The following is a 21,533-nucleotide window of genomic DNA, read 5'->3' as shown; positions in this document are numbered from 1 at the left end:
GCGGCGCTATTTGCCCATCAGCTTCAGCGGAATGCCGGAGGCAAGCGCTGAGACGTAGCGTCGCTTCTGGTAGAAGCCGTTCAGCGAAATGCGGCTGAGATAGCCGGTTTTCCTCGCCTCCGGCAGGCCCGGCTGGGTGGTGACCGCAAGCTCGAAGCCGAGATTGCGGGCGATCGCCGCCTCGCGGCTGGTCGCAGCCTCCGGCGTGCCGTAGGGATAGGCGATCGTCTTGGGGCGAATGCCGCTCACCGCCTCGACGTAATCGGCCGAAACCTGCATTTCTATCCGCGCTTCGGCCTCCGGCAGGCGGGCCAGCGCCCGATGGCTGATCGTATGGGCGCCGAGTGTGGCGAGCGGATGGGCCGCGAGCCGCTGCAACTGGCGGGGCTCCATCACCAGCGCGCGGGTGAGATCGGTTGGCTCGATGCCGTTTTCCCGCGCCAGCATGTCGATCGCGGCGACGGCGCACGCCTCGTCGGACCGGTGGATAAAGGCGGCGAATTGGTCGAAGGCATCCCATTGCTGCTGCGGATCGTCGAGCGCCAGCCGTTCGCTGCCACGGCCGAAGTCGAAGCGAAGTTCGCCTGACCGGCGTAAGAGGGCGGCGAGCGTCTCCCACCAAATGCTGTGCGAGCCCTCGGCAAAACCCTTGGCAACGAACACTGTGAACGGCGCCCGATGCTGTTCGAACACCGGCAGCGCGTGCTCCAGATTGTTTGTGTAGCCGTCGTCGAGCGTGAAGGCAGCAAACGGCGTTCCGCCCTCGGGCTCGGCCAGCAGCGCCGGCACCTGATCGAGCGGCACGAAACGATAGCCCTCCCGCTTCAGCCGCCGCAGCGCCGTATCGAGAAAGCCGGGGGTGATTTCGAGATGCGCATTCGGCTCGAAAGCCTCCGGCACGTACGGGCGGACATGATGCAGCGTGAAGACGACGCCGCGTCCGCGCGCCTGGCGCATCAGCCCGGCGGCGGCAATCAGCCAGGAAAGCTCGAGCCCGACGCCGATCGCCGCGCGTTTTGCCAGTCGCCGGAATTGTCCCATCATGCGCCGTCCGTTGCTTTTTGCCGCAAACTAGCAAGCGCGACTTAAGCCTTGCTGAATCCCGATTTCGCACGGCTCCTTTCATTTCCTGTTAACCAAGGCAATGAAAAGGCTAGAAAAATGGTAGGAGTTGCCTCAAAGTCGCGCCAAACTTGCCGCTTCTGTCACGTTACGGCACAACGCCGATCCGATCGAGCGCCGACGCATCAAGGGGAACTGCATGAGAACGCTTCTGGCGGCTGTTTTGACCGTAACGCTGGCCGTTTCGGCGCCTCTTGCGGCCCTGGCCGGCAGCGCTTCACTGGTCCTCGATGCCCGCACCGGCAAGGTTCTCGCCGCCGAGAACGCCGATACGTTGAACCATCCGGCCTCGCTGACGAAGATGATGACGCTCTATCTCACCTTCGAAGCGCTGAAACGCGGCAAGATCGCCTGGGATACGCCGATCAAGATGTCGAAATACGCCGCTTCCCGGCCGCCGACCAAGCTCGGCGTCAAGGCCGGCGGCACGATCACCGTGCGCGAGGCGGTCTATGGCATGATCATCAAATCCGCCAATGATGCCGCCTCGGCCATGGGCGAGAAGCTCGGCGGCTCGGAAAGCGGTTTTGCCCGGATGATGACGGCCAAGGCCCGCCAGCTCGGCATGAGCCGCACCGTCTTCGTCAACGCCTCCGGCCTGCCGGACGGCCGCCAGGTCACCACGGCGCGTGATATGTCGACGCTCGCCATCGCGCTGATGAAGAATTATCCGAACGAATACCGGCTGTTTTCGGTGGCAAGCTTCAATTTCCGCGGCCGCACCGTGCGCGGCCACAACAATCTCATGTACCGCTACCAGGGCATGGACGGCATCAAGACCGGTTACACCAACGCCTCCGGCTTCAATCTCGTCAGCGCTGTTCGGGACGGCAACCGCCGCGTCGTCGGCGTCGTGCTCGGCGGCCGCACCGCCCGCAGCCGTGACGACAAGATGGCCGGTCTGCTCGACCGTTATCTCGGCCGTGCCTCCTCTTCCGGCGGCGCCAAGCTGGTGGCGAGCGTCGGCGCCAGGGAGCCTGTCGAAGTGGCGTCTGCCGCCGACGATTCCGATGTTCCGGTGCCGCTCAGCGCACCGCGCCCGGCCGACGATCTTGCAGCAAAGAGCCTGGCCTATGCCGATGACGCCGTCGTGCCGCTGGAGCGTCCCGTCGCAATGGACGAAATCCTGAACGCCGGCAAGGCGCCGAAAATGTCGGCAGAAAAGTCCGACGGCGACTGGCAGATCCAGATCTCGGCCGCCCCGAGCGCCGATGCTGCGCGTGCACTTCTCGCCCAGGCGAAGTCTGAAGGCGGCGCGCCGCTCAGTTCAGCCTCGCCCTATACCGAAGCAGTCGGCAAGGGCGCCAACAAGATCTACCGTGCCCGCTTCGTCGGTTTCGCCAGCAAGGATGCTGCCGTTTCCGCCTGCGATGCGCTGAAGCAGCGCTCCTACGACTGCATGCTGCTGCCTGACCACGGCTGATCGCCGCAGTCAGGCAATCGACTTCTGGACAAGCATCGGGAATCAGCGTCTCCTCCATAAACAAAAGGAGAACGCCGATGTTGCGTCGTCTTGCCGATCAGTTCGAAATCTCATCCGCCTCCCATGTCGCCGCCAACGGCATCGAACGCGATGCCGACTGGTTCCTGTTGAAGCTGCAGGAGGAAATGGGCGAGCTGACGCAGGCCTGGAACCGGCTGACCGGCCGCGGCCGTGCGAAAGGCCGCTCGCCTGACGAGATGCGGCGCGATCTGGCCGACGAGACCGCCGACCTTCTCGGTCATCTGCTGCTATTTGCCCGCCGCAATGATATCGACCTTGCCGCGGCGATCGAACGCAAGTGGCTGTTTCAGCCGGCGGAGGCGCCGAAGAGCTGAAGCATGCCGGTGGCCTTCAGCCGACCTTATGCCGATAGAACTTGGTGTCCACCGCCATCAGCGGGAAGGCGCGGGGCAGGGCGCTTTTGGCGATCTCGGTAAAGCCGTTCTTTTCGTAGAAGCGATGGGCGGCGACGAATTTGTCGGTCGTGCCGAGGAAGATATCGGTCAGGCCGGCATCCCTGGCATGGGCGAACATGCGGTCGAGAAGCAGCGCCGCCACCCCATGTTCGCGGCCGCGAACCTCAGCGGCAACGAACATCTTGCGCAGGGCCGCCTGATGATTGCCGATGTCCTTCAAGCCCAGCGTGCCGACGATGGCGCCATCCTTGACGGCGACCCAGAACTCTCCCTTGCCGGACTGATAGAAATCCGGGATGACCCTCAGATCCGGCTGCGCGTCGGCGGTGATGTCGATGCCGAACTCTTCGCGCTGGATCGGCAGGATCACCGAAAGCACGGCATCGGCGTCGCCTTCCGCAAAACGCCTGATCTCGACCTCCGCCATGACAGGCTCCTTTCGCCTCAGGTCTGGGTGCCGCCGACGGTGATCTGATCCATGCGCAGATGCGGCTGGCCGACGCCGACCGGAACCCATTGGCCGCCCTTGCCGCAATTGCCGATGCCGGTATCGAGCTTCATGTCGTTGCCGATCAGCGACACCCGCTTCATCGCATCCGGGCCATTGCCGATCAGCATCGCGCCCTTGATCGGCGCGCCGACCTTGCCGTTCTCGATCAGATAGGCCTCGGTGCAGCCGAAGACGAACTTGCCTGAGGTGATATCCACCTGGCCGCCGCCGAAGGAAACGGCATAGATGCCCTTCTTCACCGAGGCGATGATTTCCTCGGGCGTCTTGTCGCCGCCGAGCATATAGGTGTTGGTCATGCGCGGCATCGGCACATGGGCATAACCCTGGCGGCGGCCGTTGCCGGTCGGCGCCATGCCCATCAGCCGGGCATTCTGCCGATCCTGCATATAGCCGACGAGCTTGCCGTTCTCGATCAGCACGTTGTAGCCGGAAGGCGTGCCCTCGTCGTCGATGGTGATCGAGCCGCGGCGGTTGTCGATCGTGCCGTCGTCGACGACGGTCACGCCGGGAGCGGCGACCATCTGGCCGAGCAAGCCGGCAAAGGCCGACGTCTTCTTGCGGTTAAAATCGCCTTCCAGCCCGTGGCCGACGGCTTCGTGCAGCATCACGCCCGGCCAGCCGGAACCGAGAACGACATCCATCGTGCCTGCCGGCGCATCGATCGCCTCGAGGTTGACGAGCGCTTGGCGCAGCGCCTCGTCGGCGCCGTATTGCCAGCTGCCCTCGGCGATGAAATCGCCGAAACCGATACGCCCGCCGCTGCCGTAGGAGCCGCTTTCCTGGCGATCGCCTTCGCCGACCATGACCGAGATGTTGATGCGGGTCATCGGCCTGATGTCGCGCACGCGATGCCCGTCGGCGCGCAGGATGTCGACCACCTGCCAGCTCGCCGCCACCGACGCCGTCACCTGCCGCACCTTGTCGTTCTTGCCCCTGAGATAGGCGTCGATATCCTGCAGAACCTTGACCTTCTCCTCGAAGCTCGGCTGGCCGATCGGGTTCTGGTCGCCGTAGAATTTCTTGTTGGTGCCTTGCGGGGCGGCCGCATAGGAGCCGGAATAGCCGCGCGTCACCGCGCCCACCGCATCCGCCGCCCGCTTCAGCGCCGCCACCGAGAGATCGCCGGCATGGGCGTAGCCCACCGCTTCGCCGGCAACGGCGCGCAGGCCGAATCCCTGCTCGGTGTTGAAGCTGCCGCCCTTCAGCCGGCCATTGTCGAAGGTCAGCGCTTCGGCCTGCGCATGCTCGATAAACAGCTCGCCGTCATCGGCGCCGGCGAGCGCCTCGGCGACCAGACCACGCATCGTGGCTTCGTCGGCATCGAATAGCGTCAGGAGATCGGTGGTCATGGTCTGGCTCCAATGGGCATGCGTTCGGGGATGCGCTTACGCATCTAGATAGGGCTCCTCATGATAAGGAGTGAAGCCCTGCGGCGGAATATTCTTTGTTGGGCAGGATATCTAGGAGAGGGGATGCTTCCAAAGAGCGGGAAGCTCGGGGAGAAGGTGCCGGCAGGCGATGAGGGGGCCACGCGGCACACCCTCTCCTAATCCCTGTCCGGCGACGCGCACGGCAAGCGACTTGAAGACAGTCAAGACCATGCCAGTGCGGCCGAAGCTGGATGGACGTTCTTCTTGTTGGACGCTCCGGCTTTGCGGCCCCCTCATCCGCCCTACGGGCACCTTCTCCCCGAGGGGAGAAGAGGGAGCCGAAAGGCCGCGGCACACATCACCTGATCTCAAGGCAGCGCGTCGAAACCCTCGGCGAAGCCCTTGAGGTCGACGGGGATGCCGATGCCTTCTTCGGGGGTCTGGAAGACGATGAAAGTTGCCTGGGCGCCGCTGCGGAAGGTCTTCAGCAGCTCGTCTTCCAGCACGACCTCGGCATAACAGCCGTCGGCGAAGCAGCGCACGAAATAGGCGCGGCCGATATCCTTGCCGTCGACATTAAGCCCGAGGCCGTTCGGCAGCAGCACGCCGAGCGGCGCCAGCACGCGGAGAATCTTCGACTTGCGGTCGGCCGTCTTCAAAACGACGACGGAAAGCCCGACCTCCGGCCGATCCTCGGCGATGACGTTCTGCATCAGCGCGCATTGTTCGGTCGCAGCCCCTGCCGGCTTGTCGCAGACGACCGACCATGCGCCGTGATTGGATTTCACCGTGCCCGGCGCCTGCGGCTGGGTCTGGCCGGGTGTCACCTGGATATTCGGATTGGACGCGCTCGGCTGCTGCGGCGTTGCAGCAGGAGCAGGGGCCGCAGCCGGCGGCTTGGCCGGCGCCGGCGTCGGTTGCTGCTGTGCGAAAACGGGCGTCGTCGCCGCGGCCGCGATGCTGGCAGTCACGAGAAGCGACTGCGCGAGGGAACGGAAACCCATGGAAACCTCTGGATATCGAATCATTGCGGCTATTGTTGAAGCTGCCCACCAAAAATGAAAAGCCCCACCCCGTGAAAACCGGGGGACTGCGGCGGAAATTGGACCTTTCGGCAAGAATGTGCGGCGCGCGGATTGGCCGGAAAGCCGATTTTTCATATGCTGATGAAAAACTTGGGATGTTTTGCCCTTCCGGCCTGCCTATGCTTTCAGCAAAAATGCCGCATAGACAATTGCTCTGGCCTGTTGCGGCAAATGCCAAACTGTGGTTTGAAGCGCTGAAGATGGCAAGGATTCTGCGTTCTATTCTGCAGGTCAAGCGCTCGAGGGAGATTATAAGGTGATGAAGAAGGCTTATGCAGCCCTGACCACGCTGGTCTGTCTGCTTTTTGCTTCCGGCACATATGCCGACCAGCCGCTGCCGTGGCAGGCAACGCTGCAGCCGGCGGCGACGCCGATCATGCGGGAAATCCATTGGTTCGAACAATATACCCTCTGGTTTATCGTTCCGATCACGCTCTTCGTGCTGGTGCTGCTCATTGTCGTCTGCGTCAAGTTCCGCGCCAGCGCCAACCCGGTTCCTTCGAAGACGAGCCACAACACGCTGATCGAGATTGCCTGGACCGTGGGGCCGGTCCTGGTGCTGCTTCTTCTCGCCATTCCCTCGTTCAACCTGCTGACGGCGCAGCTGACGCTGCCTGAAAACCCCGACGTGACGATCAAGGCGACCGCCACCCAGTGGCAGTGGAATTACGAATATGAAGGTTCGGGCGACAGCCCGCTGGCTTTCGACAGCTACCTCTTGAAGGATCAGGACCGTGCTGCCGCCGGCAAGGAAGACAAGTCGGTTTATCCGAGACTTCTGGCCGTCGACAATGAGCTGGTCCTGCCTGTCAACAAGACGGTGCGCGTTCTCGTGACCTCGGCCCCGACCGACGTCATCCACGCTTTCGCCATGCCGTCCTTCGGCGTCAAGATCGACGCCGTGCCGGGCCGCCTGAACGAGACCTGGTTCCGGGCCGAGCGCGAAGGCCTGTTCTATGGCCAGTGTTCCGAGCTCTGCGGCAAGGACCATGCGTTCATGCCGATCGCCATCCGCGTCGTCTCCGAGGACAAGTACAAGCAGTGGCTGACCACAGCCGCCAGCGACCTGCCCGGCGCCTACAAGACACTCATGGCCGCAACCGATGGTCCCGCAAAGACCCTCGACGTCGCCGAAGCACAGTAATTAAGGGATCGGGACAATGGCTGGACCTTCCGCTCACGACGATCATTCTCATGATCACGCCCATCACGACCACGCTCATGATGACCAGGATCATCACGATCACGGGCACAAGCCGAGCTTTGCCAATCGCTGGCTGTTCTCGACCAACCACAAGGACATCGGCACGCTCTACCTGATCTTCGCGATCATCGCCGGCATCATCGGCGGCGCGCTGTCGGTGGCGATGCGCATGGAGCTGCAGGAGCCTGGTATCCAGATCTTCCACGGCCTGGCCTCGATGGTCTACGGCTATGAGGGCGATGCCGCGATCGACGGCGCCAAGCAGATGTTCAACATGTTCACCACAGCGCATGCGCTGATCATGATCTTCTTCATGGTCATGCCGGCGATGATCGGGGGGTTCGCCAACTGGATGGTGCCGATCATGATCGGCGCCCCCGACATGGCCTTCCCGCGCCTGAACAACATCTCCTTCTGGCTGATCGTTCCGGCCTTCGCGCTGCTGCTGCTGTCGATGTTCGTCGAAGGCCCGGCAGGCGCCTACGGCACGGGCGGCGGCTGGACGATGTATCCGCCGCTGGCGACCAGCGGCACGCCGGGACCGGCGGTCGATCTTGCGATCTTCGCGCTCCACATTGCCGGCGCCTCGTCGATCCTTGGTGCGATCAACTTCATCACCACGATCCTCAACATGCGCGCTCCCGGCATGACGCTGCACAAGATGCCGCTGTTTGCCTGGTCCGTGCTGATCACCGCCTTCCTGCTCTTGCTGTCGCTGCCGGTTCTGGCAGGCGGCATCACCATGCTGCTCACCGACCGCAACTTCGGCACCTCCTTCTTCTCTCCGGAAGGTGGCGGCGACCCGATCCTCTACCAGCACCTGTTCTGGTTCTTCGGTCACCCTGAGGTCTACATCCTCATCCTGCCGGGCTTCGGCATGGTCAGCCACATCATCTCGACCTTCTCGAGGAAGCCGATCTTCGGTTATCTCGGCATGGCCTACGCCATGGTCGCGATCGGCGCCGTCGGCTTCGTCGTCTGGGCCCACCACATGTACACGGTCGGCCTGTCGCTCGACGCGCAGCGCTACTTCGTCTTCGCGACGATGGTCATCGCAGTTCCGACGGGCGTGAAGATCTTCTCCTGGATCGCGACGATGTGGGGCGGCTCGATCTCGTTCCGCACGCCGATGCTCTGGGCGATCGGCTTCATCTTCCTGTTCACGGTCGGCGGCGTCACCGGCGTCCAGCTTGCCAATGCCGGTCTCGACCGCTCGCTGCATGACACCTATTACGTCGTGGCCCACTTCCACTACGTTCTGTCGCTCGGCGCCGTCTTCGCGATCTTCGCCGGCTGGTACTACTGGTTCCCGAAGATGACCGGCTACATGTACAACGAGCTGGTCGGCAAGCTGCATTTCTGGATCATGTTCATCGGCGTCAACCTGGTGTTCTTCCCGCAGCACTTCCTCGGCCTCGCCGGCATGCCGCGCCGCTACATCGATTATCCGGATGCCTTTGCCGGCTGGAACTATGTTTCCTCGATCGGCTCCTACATCTCGGCCTTCGGTGTGCTGATCTTCCTCTATGGCGTCTTCGAAGCCTTCGCCAAGAAGCGCGTCGCCGGCGACAATCCGTGGGGTGAGGGTGCAACGACGCTCGAATGGCAGCTGCCTTCGCCGCCGCCCTATCACCAGTGGGAACAGCTTCCGCGCATCAAGTAAATTGCGCGGACATCAGGACGCCGCGTTCGATACGGCGTCCTGATGGTAAGACATTCAGGACGGAATGATGACGGTTATCGACAATCACGGGGTGCTTGCAAAGGACGGCGAATTGTCGGAAGCGAGTGCGCGCGATTATTTCGAATTGCTGAAGCCGCGGGTGATGTCGCTCGTGGTCTTCACCGCCTTTGCCGGCCTGGTGCTGGCGCCGGGCCACATCCATCCCGTCCTCGGCCTGATCGCCATTCTCTGTATCGCCGTCGGCGCCGGCGCCTCCGGCGCGCTTAATATGTGGTATGACGCCGATATCGACGCCATCATGAGCCGCACCGCCAAGCGTCCGATCCCGGCCGGCCGCATCGCCCCCTCGGAGGCGCTCGCCTTCGGCCTGGTGCTTTCCGGCTTCTCGGTCGTCATCCTCGGCCTTGCCGTCAACTGGCTCTCGGCCGGCATCCTTGCCTTCACCATCTTCTTCTACGCCGTCGTCTACACCATGTGGCTGAAGCGCTCGACGCCGCAGAACATCGTCATCGGCGGTGCTGCCGGCGCCTTCCCGCCGATGATCGGCTGGGCCTGCGTCACCAACAGCGTGACGGTCGAGAGCACCGTTCTCTTCATGATCATCTTCCTGTGGACGCCGGCGCATTTCTGGGCTCTGGCTCTGTTCAAGATGCGCGATTACGAGGCCGTCGGCGTGCCGATGCTGCCGAACGTCGCCGGCGAGCGGGTGACCAAGCATCAGATCGTCGCCTATGCGGTGCTGACCGCCGTCTGTGGGGTATTGCCGTCCTTCCTCGGTTTCGCGAGCCTCGGTTATGGCCTCGTCGCCGCCGCCCTCGGCGCGATCTTCATATACTGTTCCATCGCCGTCTGGCGTATGCCCGACGGCGATCTGAAGATGATCCCGGCGAAGAAGCTCTTCGGCTTCTCGATCTTCTACCTCTTCGCCGTGTTCTCCGCCCTGATGATCGACCGGCTGGCGTCGGTACTGTTCTCGCATGCGGGAGGTTGGTTCTGATGGAAACGGTCAAGCTCACCGAAAAGCAGATGAAGTCGCGCCGCAACCGCAACATCGCCCTTGGGCTGGTGCTTGCCGGCCTCGTCGTCCTCTTCTACGCGATCACCATCGTGAAGATCGGCGGAGGAATGGCCGGATGAGCGAAAACGGTGCACCGAAGAAGCAGGGCCGCAACAACGGCGCCGTCGTCATGATGTGCCTGAGCTTCGTCTTCGGCATGGGCGCGATGAGCTACGCCGCCGTGCCGCTCTATCGCATCTTCTGCCAGGTCACCGGCTATAACGGCACGACGCAGCGCGTCGACCAGGTGTCGAGCGTCGTGCTCGACCGCACGATGCGCGTCACCTTCGACGCCAATGTCGCGCCCGGCCTGCAATGGGACTTCAAGCCGGTCGAGCGCGAGGTCAATCCGAAGATCGGCGAAACGATCCAGGTCAATTTCACCGCCGAGAATCGCTCGAACGAGACCCAGCGCGGCCAGGCGGTTTTCAACGTCACGCCGGGCGAAGCCGGCGTCTATTTCAACAAGGTGCAATGTTTCTGCTTTACGGAAACGGACCTGAAGCCGGGCGAGAAAGCTCGACATGCCGGTGGTGTTCTACATCGACCCGGAAATCGTCAAGGCCGTGGAGTCCAAGGACATCCACACGGTCACGCTGTCATATACGTTCTACCCGAAAGAGGGTCCGAAGCCTGTGGCTTCGAATGAGGGTGGAGCGGTAAAAAGTGAAAAGAAACTTTGATCAAGGCTCGTTTCCGGCTATGCCGGGAGCGGAGTGAAGGAAGACATCCGGGGATAGCTACATGGCCGATGCTCATCAGAAGAATCACGACTATCACATCATCGATCCGAGCCCATGGCCGATTCTCGCCTCGCTCGGCGCCTTCATCATGGCGATCGGCGGAGTCTGCTACATGCGCTACCTGAGCGGCGGCTCTTTCAAGCTCGCCGGCGCCGAACTCGCCAACCCCTGGCTCTTCTACATCGGCTTCGCGCTGGTGCTCTACGTCATGTATGGCTGGTGGGCCGATACGGTGAAGGAAGCCCATGAGGGCGCCCACACCCGCGTCGTCTCGCTGCACCTGCGCTACGGCATGATCATGTTCATCGCTTCGGAAGTGATGTTCTTCGTCGCCTGGTTTTGGGCCTATTTCGACGCCAGCCTCTATCCGAACGAGGCAATCCAGGCCTCGCGTCTGCTCTACACTGGCGGCACCTGGCCGCCGAAGGGCATCGAGGTTCTCGATCCCTGGCACCTGCCGATCTACAACACCGTCATCTTGCTGCTGTCGGGCACGACCGTCACCTGGGCGCACCATGCGCTGCTGCACAACGACCGCAAGGGCCTGATCCAGGGCCTGACGCTGACGGTGCTGCTTGGCATTTTCTTCTCAAGCGTCCAGGCCTATGAATATGCCCACGCACCTTTCGCCTTCAAGAATTCGATCTACGGCGCGACCTTCTTCATGGCGACCGGCTTCCACGGCTTCCACGTCCTCATCGGCACCATCTTTTTGCTGGTCTGCCTGATCCGGTCGTTGCGCGGCGATTTCACCCCGAAACAGCATTTCGGCTTCGAGGCCGCCGCCTGGTACTGGCACTTCGTCGACGTCGTCTGGCTGTTCCTGTTCTTCTGCATCTACGTCTGGGGCGGCTGGGGCGCGCCCGTCGCAGCCGGCTGACGGCAGCGATTATCCAAACAAAGGGCGGGCCTCGTGTCCGCCCTTTTTTGTGTGTTCCCCCATGATCGGTTCTCGTCAGTAGGGAACGGAGCGGTTGCCGCAAATCTCTTTCCCCAGCGGGGAGAAGGTGCCGGCAGGCGGATGAGGGGGCTACACGGCGCCACGCCCGTAACCGCCTATCCCAGTAAGCGACACGGGCGAGACAATTCTGGCGCGGTCGAACCTCCGCAACGTTTGGAAAGACCTGTTTCTGTGGCCCCCATCCGCCCTACGGGCACCTTCTCCCCGCTGGGTGGAAGGGGGAGTCGATAAGCCGCGGCATGCCTTTGCCCATTTGGGCCTCGCCCTTTCTCAGCGCCCGCCGGCGATCCGTTCGAACGCCGAAGGCTCGGGAATGCCGAGATCGAGGCGCTGGCGGATCGCTTCGGCGCATTCAAGTGCCGTCAGCACCGAAGTATCGACCTCCATGTCATAAATGCCCGGCCGGTGCACCTCGTCCTGCCAGCGCTGCACCGGCTCGGGGATCGGCACCTCCTCGGTGGCTCTTACATACAGTGTCTCGCGGCCTTCCTGCTTGAATTCCCGGCGCTGCATGATCGTTTCGATCGGACAGCGCACGCCGACGAACAGCACGGAAAAGCCGTCCAGGCGCCTGGCACAGTCGGCGAGAATGCCGAGCGGCTGCGAGTAGCTGTCATGATGGCCGAGATCGGCCACCACATTGAGGCCAAATCCGGCATGCATGGCGATCGATTCATAAAGAGCCGCATAGAGGAACGGCACCAGTTCTTCGAGCTCCGGCCGCTCGCCGCCCGGCCTTAAGCCGATGCCGGGCAGATAGCGCTTCGGCGTCATGGCATTGTAGCTGTCGACGCCGAGGTTGATCCACGGCCCCTCGAATTCGTCCTGGATTGCGCGCGCAATGCTGGATTTGCCGCTTCTGGGCGCACCGTTCAAGATAATGATCTGGCCGGCATGGTTGTCATTGGTCATCCGTCTTCTTCTTCTGTTTGGCGCGAATCACTGAGGCGAAAGCGCGCAGGCATTTCCATTCGGGATGCGAATACTTTATGGGAGAGTTAAGGCAGGATGGACTGCAGAGAAGGAATGGCCAGAAGGAATGACATGAGCGAAGACAGCGCCCATTATCCCCCCGTCGATCCGGTCAAGACAGGCATCAAGGGCTGCTGCCCGCGCTGTGGTCAGGGCAAGCTGTTCGACGGTCTGCTCGGGGTCAAGCCGCGCTGCGCCTCCTGCGGCCTCGATTATTCCTTCGCCGATGCCGGCGACGGGCCGGCCGTCTTCGTCATCCTCATCGTCGGCTTCATCGTCATCGGCATGGTGCTGTGGCTGCAGGCGAATTACGGGCCGCCGATCTGGGTGCATATTCTGCTCTTCGGTCCGCTGACCATTATCCTGTCGCTGCTGACCCTACGCTGGTTCAAAGGCATCCTGATCGCCATGCAATACCGCCATAATGCCCGCGAAGGACGCCTGAGTGACTGAAATAGAGCATGCCATGCCGCGCCGCCGGCTGCCCGTCATCACTGGCATCCTGGTGCTGATCGCCCTTGCCATCCTGATTTCGCTCGGCACCTGGCAGGTGGAACGTCTCCATTGGAAAGAGGGCCTGCTCGCCGATATCGCCGCGCGGCAAGTGGCCGCCCCGTGCCGCTTGCCGATATCGAGGCGATGGCGGCAAGCGGTGGCGATATCGAATATCGCAAGGTCACCGCCACTGGCCGCTATATCAACAACAAGGAGCGCCACTTCTTCGCCACCTGGCGCGGCCAGACCGGCTTCTATGTCTATACCCCCCTGGAGCTTGCCGACGGGCGCGCGCTCCTGGTCAATCGCGGCTTCGTTCCCTATGAGAACAAGGAGCCCGAAATGCGCATGCAGGGCCAACTGACGGATCAGCAGACCGTCACCGGTCTCGCCCGCGAAAAACTTCCCGGCAAACCCTCCTGGGTGGTGCCCGACAACGATATTGCCAAGAACATCTTCTATTGGAAGGATCTCGACGTCATGGGCGAAAGCGTCGGGCTGGAGAAGGCCCGCGTCATTCCGTTTTTCGTCGATGCCGACTCAACTCCCAATCCGGCCGGCCTTCCGATCGGCGGCGTTACCCAGGTGGATCTGCCGAACGACCATCTGCAATATGCCTTCACCTGGTATGGGCTTGCCGCCGTGCTTGTTGCCGTGGTGGGGATCTCCTGGTTTCGCAAGCCGGGCAAGCAGCCGGCGCAATAGTATCGCTTCAAATTCCACCTATATTGGGCTAGAGGTCCCTAAATCTCTCAATCCGGAACAGACATGAATATTGCGGCGAAACCTCCCTTGACGATCAGGCTCTGTGGGCCGCGCGGCTTCTGCGCCGGCGTCGACCGCGCCATCCAGATCGTCGTGCTGGCGCTGAAATCCTATGGCGCGCCTGTCTATGTGCGCCACGAGATCGTCCACAATCGCTATGTCGTCGAGGGGCTGGAGGCCAAGGGCGCCGTCTTCGTCGAGGAGCTGGACGAAATCCCGGCCGAGCATCGCGCCCAGCCGGTGGTCTTCTCCGCCCATGGCGTGCCTAAATCCGTGCCGGAGGATGCGGTAAGCCGCAATCTCTTCTATCTCGACGCCACCTGCCCGCTGGTCTCCAAGGTCCACAAGCAGGCGATGCGCCACAATCGCCTCGGCCGCCATGTCGTTCTGATCGGCCATGCCGGCCACCCCGAAGTGATCGGCACGATGGGCCAGCTGCCCGAGGGTTCGGTGTCGCTGATCGAGACGATCGAGGATGCCGACGCCTATATTCCTGTCGACGCCGACAATCTCGGTTACGTCACACAGACGACGCTGTCGGTCGACGATACGGCCGGCGTCATCGCCCGCCTGCAGGAGCGTTTTCCCAATCTGACGGCGCCGGCGGCCGACTCGATCTGTTATGCGACGACCAACCGCCAGGAAGTAGTGAAGCAGGCGGCCCCCGGCTGCGATCTCTTCATCATCGTCGGCGCGCCGAATTCCTCCAATTCCAAGCGCCTCGTCGAAGTGGCGCTGAGGGCAGGGGCGAAGAAATCGATCCTGGTACAGCGCGCCGCCGAACTCGACTGGGACGAAATCGGTGCGATTTCGACGCTCGGCCTTTCCGCCGGCGCCTCCGCCCCTGAGGTCATCGTCAACGAGATCATCGAGGCCTTCCGCGCCCGCTTCGACGCCCGTGTCGAGCTGGCCGAAACGGTGCAGGAGACCGAGAATTTCCTGGTCAACCGCGAATTGCGCAGCATCGAGCTGACGGCGGCCGACATGGCCTTCGTCAACGGCTGATCCCCAGACGGAAACCCCATCGACGCCGGATGGTCGATCCGGCGGCCCAATAACCGCAATGCATGAAGGCGAGACCTCACTTGGCAGTCTATACCGATATCGCCGAAGACGATCTGAAGTGGTTCCTGACGGAGTATGACGCCGGCACGCTGCTTTCCTACAAGGGCATCGCCGAAGGCGTCGAAAACTCCAATTTCCTGCTGCATACCTCCAAGGACCCGCTGATCCTGACGCTCTATGAGAAGCGCGTCGAAAAGACCGATCTGCCCTTCTTCCTCGGGCTGATGCAGCATCTCTCGGCCCGCGGCCTTTCCTGCCCGCTGCCGCTGCCGCGCCGCGACGGCGCGCTGCTCGGCTCGCTCTCCGGCCGCCCGGCGGCGCTGATCTCCTTCCTCGAAGGCATGTGGCTGCGGAAACCGGAGGCCAAACATTGCCGCGAAGTCGGCCGGGCGCTGGCCGAAATGCATGTCGCTGGCGATGGTTTCGAATTGAAGCGCCCGAACGCGCTGTCGATCGACGGCTGGCAAACGCTCTGGGAGAAATCCGAGGCGCGCGCCGACGAGGTCGAGGCCGGCCTGCAGGACGAGATCCGCGGCGAACTCGATTTCCTCGCCGCCGCTTGGCCGAAGGGCCTGCCTGCCGGCGTCATCCATGCCGACCTCTTCCCGGACAACGTCTTCTTCCTTGGCGACGCGCTCTCCGGCCTGATCGATTTCTATTTCGCCTGCAACGACCTGCTCGCCTATGACGTCTCGATCTGCCTGAATGCCTGGTGTTTCGAAAAGGACGGCGCTTATAACATCACCAAGGGCACGGCGATGCTCGAGGGTTACCAGAGCGTGCGCCCGTTGAGCAACGAAGAGATCGCCGCTCTGCCGGTGCTGTCGCGCGGCGCGGCGCTGCGCTTCTTCCTGACACGGCTCTATGACTGGCTGACGACGCCTGAAGGCGCCATGGTCACCAAGAAGGACCCGCTCGAATATCTGCGCAAGCTGCGCTTCCACCGCCAGGTCGGCTCGGCCGCCGAATATGGATTGAGCCTATGAAACACGTCGATATCTTCACCGACGGCGCCTGCTCCGGCAATCCCGGCCCCGGCGGCTGGGGCGCGGTGCTGCGTTATGGCGATGTCGAAAAGGAGCTTTGCGGCGGCGAGGCGGATACGACCAACAATCGCATGGAGCTGCTGGCGGCGATCTCGGCGCTATCGGCCTTGAAGAGCCCTTGCGAGGTCGACCTCTATACCGACAGCGCCTACGTCAAGGACGGCATCTCCAAGTGGATTTTCGGCTGGAAGAAAAACGGCTGGAAGACCGCCGACAAGAAGCCGGTGAAGAATGCCGAGCTCTGGCAGGCGCTGGAGGCGGCCCGTGACCGCCACAAGGTGACGCTGCACTGGGTCAAGGGCCACGCCGGCCACCCGGAAAACGAACGCGCCGATGAACTGGCGCGGCGGGGCATGGAGCCATTCAAGAAGGGCAAGGCGGTTTCGTTTTAGAAAGCCGCCTAAGGGTAGGATTGCATTTCCCCTTGCTCCCTTGAGCTTCTGACAGGCGAACGACGAATGCGACGTTGCCACGAGCGGGGAGAAGATGCCGGCAGGCAGATGAGGGTGAGCGGCGAAGCCGCGAATGCGCTGCGCGTGAGCGAACAGCAATCATAAAACTGTTGCCGTGTGGCCCCCTCATCCGACCCTTCGGGCAACCTTCTCCCCGCTGGGGAGAAGAGGGCGCAAGCGCCACCCGCGGCGTGCACCCCGCAAAGTGCTCTGACCTCTCTCACCCCACCCGCTACGGCGCCGTCGCAGCCCCCTGGATCAGCCGGTGCAGATATTCGAGCTTGGCGACGACCGGCGAGGACAGCACGAAGGGGTAGGAGTCCGGCTGGCCCATGCTGCGCTGGATGGCGTTGATTGCCAGGCTGAGCGGCACCCAGGCGCTGACCAACTGCTCGGCGCTGCTTGCCCGGTAGGGGAGGAAATCCACCTCGCCGGCGATTTCCTCGTGGCCGCGCGGATCGATAGCGATGCCGAAGGCGCGGGCGGTTTCGAGCGTGTCGACGATGTGGAGGTAATGGGCGAAACATTCGGCGAAATCCTCCCATGGATGGGAGGCCGCATAGGCGCTGATGAAATTATCCTGCCATCCCAAGGGGGCGCCGCCGGCATAATGGTTCTGGAGGGCTGTCGCATAGTCCTGCCGTTCGTCGCCGAAGACGGCGCGGAAATCGGCAAGGCCGCCCCGATCGCGCACCAGCTTGTTCCAGATGAAATGGCCGGCTTCGTGGCGGAAATGGCCAAGCAACGTGCGATAGGGTTCGTTCATCGAACTGCGCGCCTGTTCGCGCGTGGCATCGTCGGCCTCGGCGGCGCGGATGGTGATCAGGCCTTCCTCATGGCCGGTCATGGCCGGCACGATATAACCGTTGCTCTCTATCGAATCCTCGAGAAAATCGAAGACCAGGCCGCCTTGCGGGTCTTGCTCCCGATCGGGATGCGGCAGCTTCCAGCGCAGCAGCGAATAAAACAGATGACGTTGCGCCTGGCTGATGCGCCGCCAGCGATCGATGCCGTCCTGGGTATCGGTGTTCGGAACCAGCCGGTTATGCCGACAGGCAACGCAGAATTCACTCTCGCCGTCACCGTCCACCACCCAGTTGCAGATATCGAGGCCGGCATTGGCGCAGAAGCGGACGTCGCGATCGGGATTGGAAACGAGCTGCCAGAGTGTCTCGTCGCGCGGCTCCAGCGCATGCATCGCCAGATCGCCGGGCAGGAAGCCGAGGCGATGGTTGCAGCGCACGCATCGCCGGTTGTCGAAGTGGACGACCTGATCGCAGTTGTCGCAGGCAAAAAGTTTCATCGTATCTATCTCTGCAGATCATGAGGGTGACGGATTAAAAATGCCTGCCGCGCGAGGGCGCAGCAGGCATGGTGACAAAGGATGAGCGTCTACTGCGCATTCCTTAAATTGGAAGCACAGCGTCCTTTGCGCGTCTTAGTGCTGTCGCTCAGAGCCGATCGACGGCGCCCTTGAGCTTGTCCTTGACCTTGCCGGTTGCGACTTGTCCCTTGCCCTTGGCCTCCTGGACGGCGCCCTTGGCCTGCATCTCGCGATCGTCCGTCGCCTTGCCGACGGCCTGCTTGGTCTTGCCGGCAATTTCGTTTGCCTTGCCGGAAATCTTGTCGCTGGTGCTACCCATAAGTGATGTCTCCTTGGTCGGCATGGGCCTTTTGTCCATGCTTGCCGAAATGAAACGTCACTCTTGGCTATTCGTTCCCGCTGCCGTCAGGCCAGCCTTTCAGGCATGGCCGGCTTCGGCCGAAAGCATCGCAGCGGTCACGCCCATGCCGGCGAGCGCCCGCTCGTATTTGTCATCGAGGCTGCGGTCGAAGATCAGTTCCTCATTGGCCGGGCAGGTGAGCCAGCCATTGTTGACGACCTCGCTTTCGAGCTGGCCGGCCGACCAGGAGGAATAGCCGAGCAGCATCGTCGCCCGCGTCGGCCCATCGCCCTTGGAGATGGCGCGGACGATATCGAGCGTCGCCGTCAGGCAGATGTCGTCGCTGACGGGGATGCTGGAGTCGCTGGAATAATCGTCCGAATGCAGCACGAAGCCGCGGCCGCTTTCCACTGGGCCGCCGGTCTGGATCGGGAAATCGCGCGCCCGCTTCGGCAGCACGATCGAATCTTCCTGCTTGATCATGTCGAGATGCAGCAGCACATCGGTGAAGGTGAGGCTCTGAGGACGGTTGATGACGAAGCCCATGGCGCCGGCATCCGAATGCGCGCAGATGTAAATCACGGTGCGCGCAAAATTGCGGTCTTCCATGCCCGGCATGGCGATGAGGAACTGGCCATCGAAGAAGCCACGTTCCCGTCTGTTCTTCAGCGTCAATAAGGACATCGTTCCTCCTGCTGCTAGACCGCACCAAGGCCTCGACAAAAGAAACATGGGCCAATGTCACACATCAATCAACTGAAAATGAAGATTTAAATCGCCGCGACTTCTGGCGGCCAAACAGCACATTCGGTAAACCTTTGTTCCATGATGATTATTTCCTCAGGCCCGCGCAGGCTTTTAATCGCGGTTGTATCGGTGGCCGCAGCCCTTGTGCCGTCTTATTCCGCCCATGCGGAAATGAGCCCCTGGGCGGACAACGAGGGCGGCCGCATGCGCCTCGTGGGGCTGGCGCCCGATGCCGCCGGCAAAATCCGCGCCGCTCTTCAGATCGAGCCGAAACCCGGTTGGATCACCTATTGGAAAGAGCCAGGCGGCAATGGCATTCCGCCCCAGATCACCATCGCGGCGGGCAGTGGCGTCACGCTCGAAACCATCGCCTATCCCGTTCCGAAGCATTTTTTCAACGGCGCGATCGAGGATATCGCCTATGACGCGCCGGTGACGCTGCCGCTGTCGCTGACGGCGGCCGGCAAAGGCCCGGTTACGATCGACGCCTCAGCCTTCATCGGCATCTGCAAGGATATCTGCATTCCCTTCCAGGCGGATTTGCAGCTGAAGCTTGGCCCCGCCATCCAGTCGCACCCGCAGGAGGAGGCGATCCTTCAGGCTGCCGATGCGAGGCTGCCGAAGCCGCCATCGCCGGATTTCGACGTGACGGCGCATGCGATGTCGCCCGATAGGAAGACGCTGTCGCTGACGCTCGCTTTGCCGGGCAGGGGGCCGGGCGAGGGCAAGGCCGCGCCCGATATCATCGTCACCGGCCCGAGCGGCTATGCCTTCACCAAGCAGATCGGCGGCAAACGCGACGGCGCCACCTTCAAGGTCGATGTATCAATCGGCAAGCTGCCAAAGGATTACGACATATCCGGCAAGCGCTGGGGCGTGCTGGTCATCGACGGCGAAAGGGCGATGGAGACCACACTTGCCTTTCAATGATGGGCTCCTATAGTCGCCTCGATCCCCTGCTGCGCCCGCCGCCAAGCAGAACCCCAAAGCCGGAAACCCCCAAGCCAGAACCAAGGAGAACACCATGACCATCGCGATCGGCGACAAGCTTCCTGCCGCCACCTTCAAGGAAAAGACGGCTGACGGCCCGGTCGAAATCACCACCGATCAGCTCTTCGCCGGCAAGCGCGTCGTGCTCTTTGCCGTGCCGGGCGCCTTCACGCCCACCTGCTCGCTGAACCACTTGCCGGGTTATCTCGAAAACCGCGACACCATCCTTGGCAAGGGCGTCGACGACATCGCCGTTGTATCAGTCAACGACTGGCACGTGATGGGCGCCTGGGCGCAATCCTCCGGCGGCATGGGCAAGATACACTTCCTCGCCGATTGGGATGCCGGCTTCACCAAGGCCGTCGGCCTCGACGCCGACCTCTCCGCCGGCGGCCTCGGCCTCCGCTCCAAGCGCTATTCGATGCTGGTGGAAGACGGCGTGGTGAAAGCCCTCAACGTCGAGGAAAGCCCCGGCCAGGCAACGGTCTCGGGTGCTGCCGCGATGCTGGAACAGCTCTGAGCTTCCGTTGCTGATGGATGAAGGGCGGCCATTCGGTCGCCCTTTTCGCTTGTGTGACCGGCTCGCTCTCGGGCGGCCAAGTTGCAGCGCGATTGTGACGCGCTTTAGTCCTTCATCGGCTCACCGAGCGTATGCATCAGCCGGTTCGCCCAGCCGAAGATGGCAGACGAGAGGACGAGATCGAGAGCCTCCAACTCGTCAAGCCCGACGTCTGCCAGCGCCTGCGCGTCGGACGCGACCGCCTTGGGCGGTGTGGTCGACAGTCGGGCTGAGAAGTCGAAGATTGCCTGGAGGTGCTCGTCGAGCGTCGCCTCGAGACCGTCGGCGAATACGGCCTCGATGACATCAGTGCGTTTTGTCAGATTGTTGAACCGGGAGGCATGGACGGCCGCGCAGTAGACGCAGCGGTTGACGACGGAGGCCGCGACCGCGCCCAGTTCGCGCTCGCTCGCCGCCAGTCCGTCCTTGCCGTACATGATCAGGTTGAACAGCGGCGAGCGGACCGCGAGCGTCTCGGGGTCGTGCGCCAGGGTCAGCACATAGGGCGAGATGCCCTTGTTCGATGGCGTCGTCTGCATCGCTGCATGCTGCTCGTCGGTAGCTGTCGCGAAATCGACCGGAACGACATAGGGCTGCCAGCGCGGCACCGTGGTGGTGAAGGTGTGGACGACCTCGCTCATCGCATCTCTCCCAGCAGCTTCAGGCCGGCGAGAACCCGCACCTGGTAATTGACGAAAGCCGCAAGCTCCGCGAGCCGGACGATGTCGGCGTCGGTGACGCCGACCTGAGCCAATGCCTCGACATGGGCACGCGTGGCATCGCGCGGCGCGAGCGTCAGCCGGTCGGCATGACGAACGATCTCCGCAGTGCGCGGGTCCGTCACATTCGTGTCGGGCTCGGCGAGCAAGGCTGTCGCCGCTTCGCCGGCGCGGGCAACGAGCGTGTCGTAGTGGCTTGCGAGCGCCGGGCTGCGGTTGTGGCGCGCCATGCGGGCGGCGAGCGCGGCCCTCAGGCCGTGGGACAGTCCGCCGGGATCGCGTGGCAGAAGCACGGCGTCGTGGGCCGCTTCACTGAGGCGCAGGATTTCCGCGCGTTTCCCCACGGCTTCCGCGAGGGCTGAACCCGGGCTCACGGAGGCAAGAGTTTCGATGAGTGTCAAAACAAGCTCCTCAAGACGTCAA

24 protein-coding genes and 2 pseudogenes are annotated in these 21,533 nt (G+C 62.7%); 16 read left to right on the top strand and 10 right to left on the bottom strand.

What is annotated here, in order from left to right:
* Positions 1 to 6: 6 nt before the first annotated feature.
* On the bottom strand, positions 7 to 1,044 hold the full coding sequence (locus MF410_RS14060) for a polysaccharide deacetylase family protein (RefSeq protein ID WP_239619823.1): 1,038 nt from the start codon (positions 1,042 to 1,044) through the stop codon (positions 7 to 9).
* A 217-nt stretch (positions 1,045 to 1,261) separates the two neighbouring features.
* On the opposite strand from MF410_RS14060, the gene MF410_RS14055 reads away from it, so the two are divergent.
* On the top strand, positions 1,262 to 2,545 hold the full coding sequence (locus tag MF410_RS14055; RefSeq protein WP_097624093.1) for a D-alanyl-D-alanine carboxypeptidase family protein: 1,284 nt from the start codon (positions 1,262 to 1,264) through the stop codon (positions 2,543 to 2,545).
* Between the two features lie 77 nt (positions 2,546 to 2,622).
* Positions 2,623 to 2,940, top strand: a complete 318-nt coding sequence (locus tag MF410_RS14050) for a pyrophosphatase (protein WP_097624094.1) — start codon at positions 2,623 to 2,625, stop codon at positions 2,938 to 2,940.
* 16 nt (positions 2,941 to 2,956) lie between these two features.
* Here MF410_RS14050 and MF410_RS14045 read toward each other — a convergent pair whose 3' ends face one another.
* The 3 genes from MF410_RS14045 to MF410_RS14035 form a co-directional block, all read right to left on the bottom strand.
* Entirely contained in the window at positions 2,957 to 3,448 is a 492-nt protein-coding gene (locus tag MF410_RS14045) for a GNAT family N-acetyltransferase (RefSeq protein WP_097624095.1), read from the bottom strand.
* 17 nt (positions 3,449 to 3,465) lie between these two features.
* Positions 3,466 to 4,881, bottom strand: coding sequence for a metalloprotease TldD (tldD, locus tag MF410_RS14040; protein ID WP_097624096.1), 1,416 nt, complete (start codon positions 4,879 to 4,881; stop codon positions 3,466 to 3,468).
* 389 nt (positions 4,882 to 5,270) lie between these two features.
* Positions 5,271 to 5,930 (bottom strand): invasion associated locus B family protein, encoded by a 660-nt coding sequence (locus MF410_RS14035; protein ID WP_179867056.1) that lies wholly within the window; start codon positions 5,928 to 5,930, stop codon positions 5,271 to 5,273.
* An 11-nt stretch (positions 5,931 to 5,941) separates the two neighbouring features.
* On the opposite strand from MF410_RS14035, the gene MF410_RS14030 reads away from it, so the two are divergent.
* The 7 genes and pseudogenes from MF410_RS14030 (at position 5,942) to MF410_RS14000 (ending at position 11,555) form a co-directional block, all read left to right on the top strand.
* Positions 5,942 to 6,247 (top strand): hypothetical protein, encoded by a 306-nt coding sequence (locus MF410_RS14030; RefSeq protein WP_131711370.1) that lies wholly within the window; start codon positions 5,942 to 5,944, stop codon positions 6,245 to 6,247.
* Positions 6,247 to 7,131, top strand: coding sequence for a cytochrome c oxidase subunit II (gene coxB / locus MF410_RS14025; protein WP_003588103.1), 885 nt, complete (start codon positions 6,247 to 6,249; stop codon positions 7,129 to 7,131). The genes MF410_RS14030 and coxB overlap by 1 nt, the downstream gene beginning before the upstream one ends.
* Positions 7,132 to 7,147: 16 nt before the next feature.
* Entirely contained in the window at positions 7,148 to 8,854 is a 1,707-nt protein-coding gene (gene ctaD, locus MF410_RS14020) for a cytochrome c oxidase subunit I (RefSeq protein ID WP_097624098.1), read from the top strand.
* 67 nt (positions 8,855 to 8,921) lie between these two features.
* Positions 8,922 to 9,872 carry a heme o synthase gene (locus tag MF410_RS14015; RefSeq protein WP_097624181.1) on the top strand — a complete coding sequence of 317 codons (951 nt, stop codon included), beginning with the start codon at positions 8,922 to 8,924 and terminating at the stop codon, positions 9,870 to 9,872.
* Positions 9,872 to 10,012, top strand: coding sequence for a hypothetical protein (locus MF410_RS14010; protein ID WP_097624099.1), 141 nt, complete (start codon positions 9,872 to 9,874; stop codon positions 10,010 to 10,012). Before MF410_RS14015 ends, MF410_RS14010 begins: the two co-directional genes overlap by 1 nt.
* Positions 10,009 to 10,615, top strand: a pseudogene (locus MF410_RS14005) (cytochrome c oxidase assembly protein). Before MF410_RS14010 ends, MF410_RS14005 begins: the two are co-directional and overlap by 4 nt.
* A gap of 61 nt (positions 10,616 to 10,676) precedes the next feature.
* On the top strand, positions 10,677 to 11,555 hold the full coding sequence (locus MF410_RS14000) for a cytochrome c oxidase subunit 3 (protein WP_097624101.1): 879 nt from the start codon (positions 10,677 to 10,679) through the stop codon (positions 11,553 to 11,555).
* A 351-nt stretch (positions 11,556 to 11,906) separates the two neighbouring features.
* Here the strand turns inward: MF410_RS14000 and MF410_RS13995 are convergent, their stop codons facing one another.
* Complete coding sequence (locus MF410_RS13995) at positions 11,907 to 12,548, bottom strand: chloramphenicol phosphotransferase (RefSeq protein ID WP_097624102.1); 642 nt, start codon at positions 12,546 to 12,548, stop codon at positions 11,907 to 11,909.
* A 132-nt stretch (positions 12,549 to 12,680) separates the two neighbouring features.
* Here MF410_RS13995 and MF410_RS13990 point away from each other — a divergent pair, with 132 nt between their 5' ends.
* From MF410_RS13990 to rnhA, 5 genes and pseudogenes are all read left to right on the top strand, one after another.
* Positions 12,681 to 13,061: a DUF983 domain-containing protein gene (locus MF410_RS13990; protein ID WP_097624103.1), complete on the top strand. Its 381-nt coding sequence runs from the start codon at positions 12,681 to 12,683 to the stop codon at positions 13,059 to 13,061.
* Positions 13,054 to 13,808: pseudogene (locus MF410_RS13985) on the top strand (SURF1 family protein). Before MF410_RS13990 ends, MF410_RS13985 begins: the two are co-directional and overlap by 8 nt.
* Before the next feature lie 63 nt (positions 13,809 to 13,871).
* A complete protein-coding gene (gene ispH, locus MF410_RS13980; RefSeq protein ID WP_003588093.1) occupies positions 13,872 to 14,873 on the top strand; it encodes a 4-hydroxy-3-methylbut-2-enyl diphosphate reductase in 1,002 nt (333 codons plus the stop codon).
* An 80-nt stretch (positions 14,874 to 14,953) separates the two neighbouring features.
* A complete protein-coding gene (locus MF410_RS13975) occupies positions 14,954 to 15,919 on the top strand; it encodes a homoserine kinase (protein WP_097624105.1) in 966 nt (321 codons plus the stop codon).
* Complete coding sequence (gene rnhA, locus MF410_RS13970; protein ID WP_003545999.1) at positions 15,916 to 16,371, top strand: ribonuclease HI; 456 nt, start codon at positions 15,916 to 15,918, stop codon at positions 16,369 to 16,371. The genes MF410_RS13975 and rnhA overlap by 4 nt, the downstream gene beginning before the upstream one ends.
* A 292-nt stretch (positions 16,372 to 16,663) precedes the next feature.
* Here rnhA and MF410_RS13965 read toward each other — a convergent pair whose 3' ends face one another.
* The 3 genes from MF410_RS13965 to MF410_RS13955 form a co-directional block, all read right to left on the bottom strand.
* Positions 16,664 to 17,734: a putative zinc-binding metallopeptidase gene (locus tag MF410_RS13965; protein WP_097624106.1), complete on the bottom strand. Its 1,071-nt coding sequence runs from the start codon at positions 17,732 to 17,734 to the stop codon at positions 16,664 to 16,666.
* 148 nt (positions 17,735 to 17,882) lie between these two features.
* Positions 17,883 to 18,074 (bottom strand): CsbD family protein, encoded by a 192-nt coding sequence (locus tag MF410_RS13960; protein ID WP_003546001.1) that lies wholly within the window; start codon positions 18,072 to 18,074, stop codon positions 17,883 to 17,885.
* A gap of 99 nt (positions 18,075 to 18,173) precedes the next feature.
* On the bottom strand, positions 18,174 to 18,779 hold the full coding sequence (locus tag MF410_RS13955; RefSeq protein ID WP_017959273.1) for a YqgE/AlgH family protein: 606 nt from the start codon (positions 18,777 to 18,779) through the stop codon (positions 18,174 to 18,176).
* Positions 18,780 to 18,920: 141 nt separating this feature from the next.
* Between MF410_RS13955 and MF410_RS13950 the strand changes: the two genes are divergently transcribed.
* Both MF410_RS13950 and MF410_RS13945 read left to right on the top strand, forming a co-directional pair.
* Positions 18,921 to 19,772, top strand: a complete 852-nt coding sequence (locus tag MF410_RS13950; RefSeq protein WP_097624107.1) for a protein-disulfide reductase DsbD domain-containing protein — start codon at positions 18,921 to 18,923, stop codon at positions 19,770 to 19,772.
* A 94-nt stretch (positions 19,773 to 19,866) separates the two neighbouring features.
* Complete coding sequence (locus MF410_RS13945; protein ID WP_003557102.1) at positions 19,867 to 20,352, top strand: peroxiredoxin; 486 nt, start codon at positions 19,867 to 19,869, stop codon at positions 20,350 to 20,352.
* Positions 20,353 to 20,456: 104 nt separating this feature from the next.
* On the opposite strand, the gene MF410_RS13940 is transcribed toward MF410_RS13945, so the two are convergent.
* The gene (locus MF410_RS13940; protein ID WP_097624108.1) at positions 20,457 to 21,032 is read right to left on the bottom strand and encodes a peroxidase-related enzyme; all 576 of its coding nucleotides are present in this window, start codon (positions 21,030 to 21,032) and stop codon (positions 20,457 to 20,459) included.
* Complete coding sequence (locus tag MF410_RS13935) at positions 21,029 to 21,511, bottom strand: hypothetical protein (RefSeq protein WP_097624109.1); 483 nt, start codon at positions 21,509 to 21,511, stop codon at positions 21,029 to 21,031. The genes MF410_RS13940 and MF410_RS13935 overlap by 4 nt, the downstream gene beginning before the upstream one ends.
* Between the last annotated feature and the right edge of the window lie 22 nt (positions 21,512 to 21,533).

This window comes from Rhizobium sp. C104, from assembly GCF_022354505.1.
GTDB classification, from domain to species: Bacteria; Pseudomonadota; Alphaproteobacteria; order Rhizobiales; family Rhizobiaceae; genus Rhizobium; species Rhizobium redzepovicii.
Note: the sequence above shows the minus strand (reverse complement) of the source record. Positions and strands in the feature narration are given on the sequence as shown.

What these genes read in the sequence shown, in the direction of transcription:
- MF410_RS14010 (WP_097624099.1), top strand. Translation starts at nt 9,872, where the DNA reads ATGGAAACGGTCAAGCTCACCGAAAAGCAGATGAAGTCGCGCCGCAAC.
- MF410_RS13955 (WP_017959273.1), bottom strand. Translation starts at nt 18,779, where the DNA reads ATGTCCTTATTGACGCTGAAGAACAGACGGGAACGTGGCTTCTTCGAT.
- MF410_RS13940 (WP_097624108.1), bottom strand. Translation starts at nt 21,032, where the DNA reads ATGAGCGAGGTCGTCCACACCTTCACCACCACGGTGCCGCGCTGGCAG.
- MF410_RS13945 (WP_003557102.1), top strand. Translation starts at nt 19,867, where the DNA reads ATGACCATCGCGATCGGCGACAAGCTTCCTGCCGCCACCTTCAAGGAA.
- coxB (WP_003588103.1), top strand. Translation starts at nt 6,247, where the DNA reads ATGAAGAAGGCTTATGCAGCCCTGACCACGCTGGTCTGTCTGCTTTTT.
- MF410_RS14060 (WP_239619823.1), bottom strand. Translation starts at nt 1,044, where the DNA reads ATGATGGGACAATTCCGGCGACTGGCAAAACGCGCGGCGATCGGCGTC.
- MF410_RS13990 (WP_097624103.1), top strand. Translation starts at nt 12,681, where the DNA reads ATGAGCGAAGACAGCGCCCATTATCCCCCCGTCGATCCGGTCAAGACA.
- ctaD (WP_097624098.1), top strand. Translation starts at nt 7,148, where the DNA reads ATGGCTGGACCTTCCGCTCACGACGATCATTCTCATGATCACGCCCAT.
- MF410_RS13960 (WP_003546001.1), bottom strand. Translation starts at nt 18,074, where the DNA reads ATGGGTAGCACCAGCGACAAGATTTCCGGCAAGGCAAACGAAATTGCC.
- MF410_RS14000 (WP_097624101.1), top strand. Translation starts at nt 10,677, where the DNA reads ATGGCCGATGCTCATCAGAAGAATCACGACTATCACATCATCGATCCG.
- MF410_RS14050 (WP_097624094.1), top strand. Translation starts at nt 2,623, where the DNA reads ATGTTGCGTCGTCTTGCCGATCAGTTCGAAATCTCATCCGCCTCCCAT.
- MF410_RS13965 (WP_097624106.1), bottom strand. Translation starts at nt 17,734, where the DNA reads ATGAAACTTTTTGCCTGCGACAACTGCGATCAGGTCGTCCACTTCGAC.
- ispH (WP_003588093.1), top strand. Translation starts at nt 13,872, where the DNA reads ATGAATATTGCGGCGAAACCTCCCTTGACGATCAGGCTCTGTGGGCCG.
- MF410_RS13995 (WP_097624102.1), bottom strand. Translation starts at nt 12,548, where the DNA reads ATGACCAATGACAACCATGCCGGCCAGATCATTATCTTGAACGGTGCG.
- tldD (WP_097624096.1), bottom strand. Translation starts at nt 4,881, where the DNA reads ATGACCACCGATCTCCTGACGCTATTCGATGCCGACGAAGCCACGATG.
- MF410_RS14055 (WP_097624093.1), top strand. Translation starts at nt 1,262, where the DNA reads ATGAGAACGCTTCTGGCGGCTGTTTTGACCGTAACGCTGGCCGTTTCG.
- MF410_RS14045 (WP_097624095.1), bottom strand. Translation starts at nt 3,448, where the DNA reads ATGGCGGAGGTCGAGATCAGGCGTTTTGCGGAAGGCGACGCCGATGCC.
- MF410_RS14015 (WP_097624181.1), top strand. Translation starts at nt 8,922, where the DNA reads ATGACGGTTATCGACAATCACGGGGTGCTTGCAAAGGACGGCGAATTG.
- MF410_RS14035 (WP_179867056.1), bottom strand. Translation starts at nt 5,930, where the DNA reads ATGATTCGATATCCAGAGGTTTCCATGGGTTTCCGTTCCCTCGCGCAG.
- MF410_RS13950 (WP_097624107.1), top strand. Translation starts at nt 18,921, where the DNA reads ATGATGATTATTTCCTCAGGCCCGCGCAGGCTTTTAATCGCGGTTGTA.
- rnhA (WP_003545999.1), top strand. Translation starts at nt 15,916, where the DNA reads ATGAAACACGTCGATATCTTCACCGACGGCGCCTGCTCCGGCAATCCC.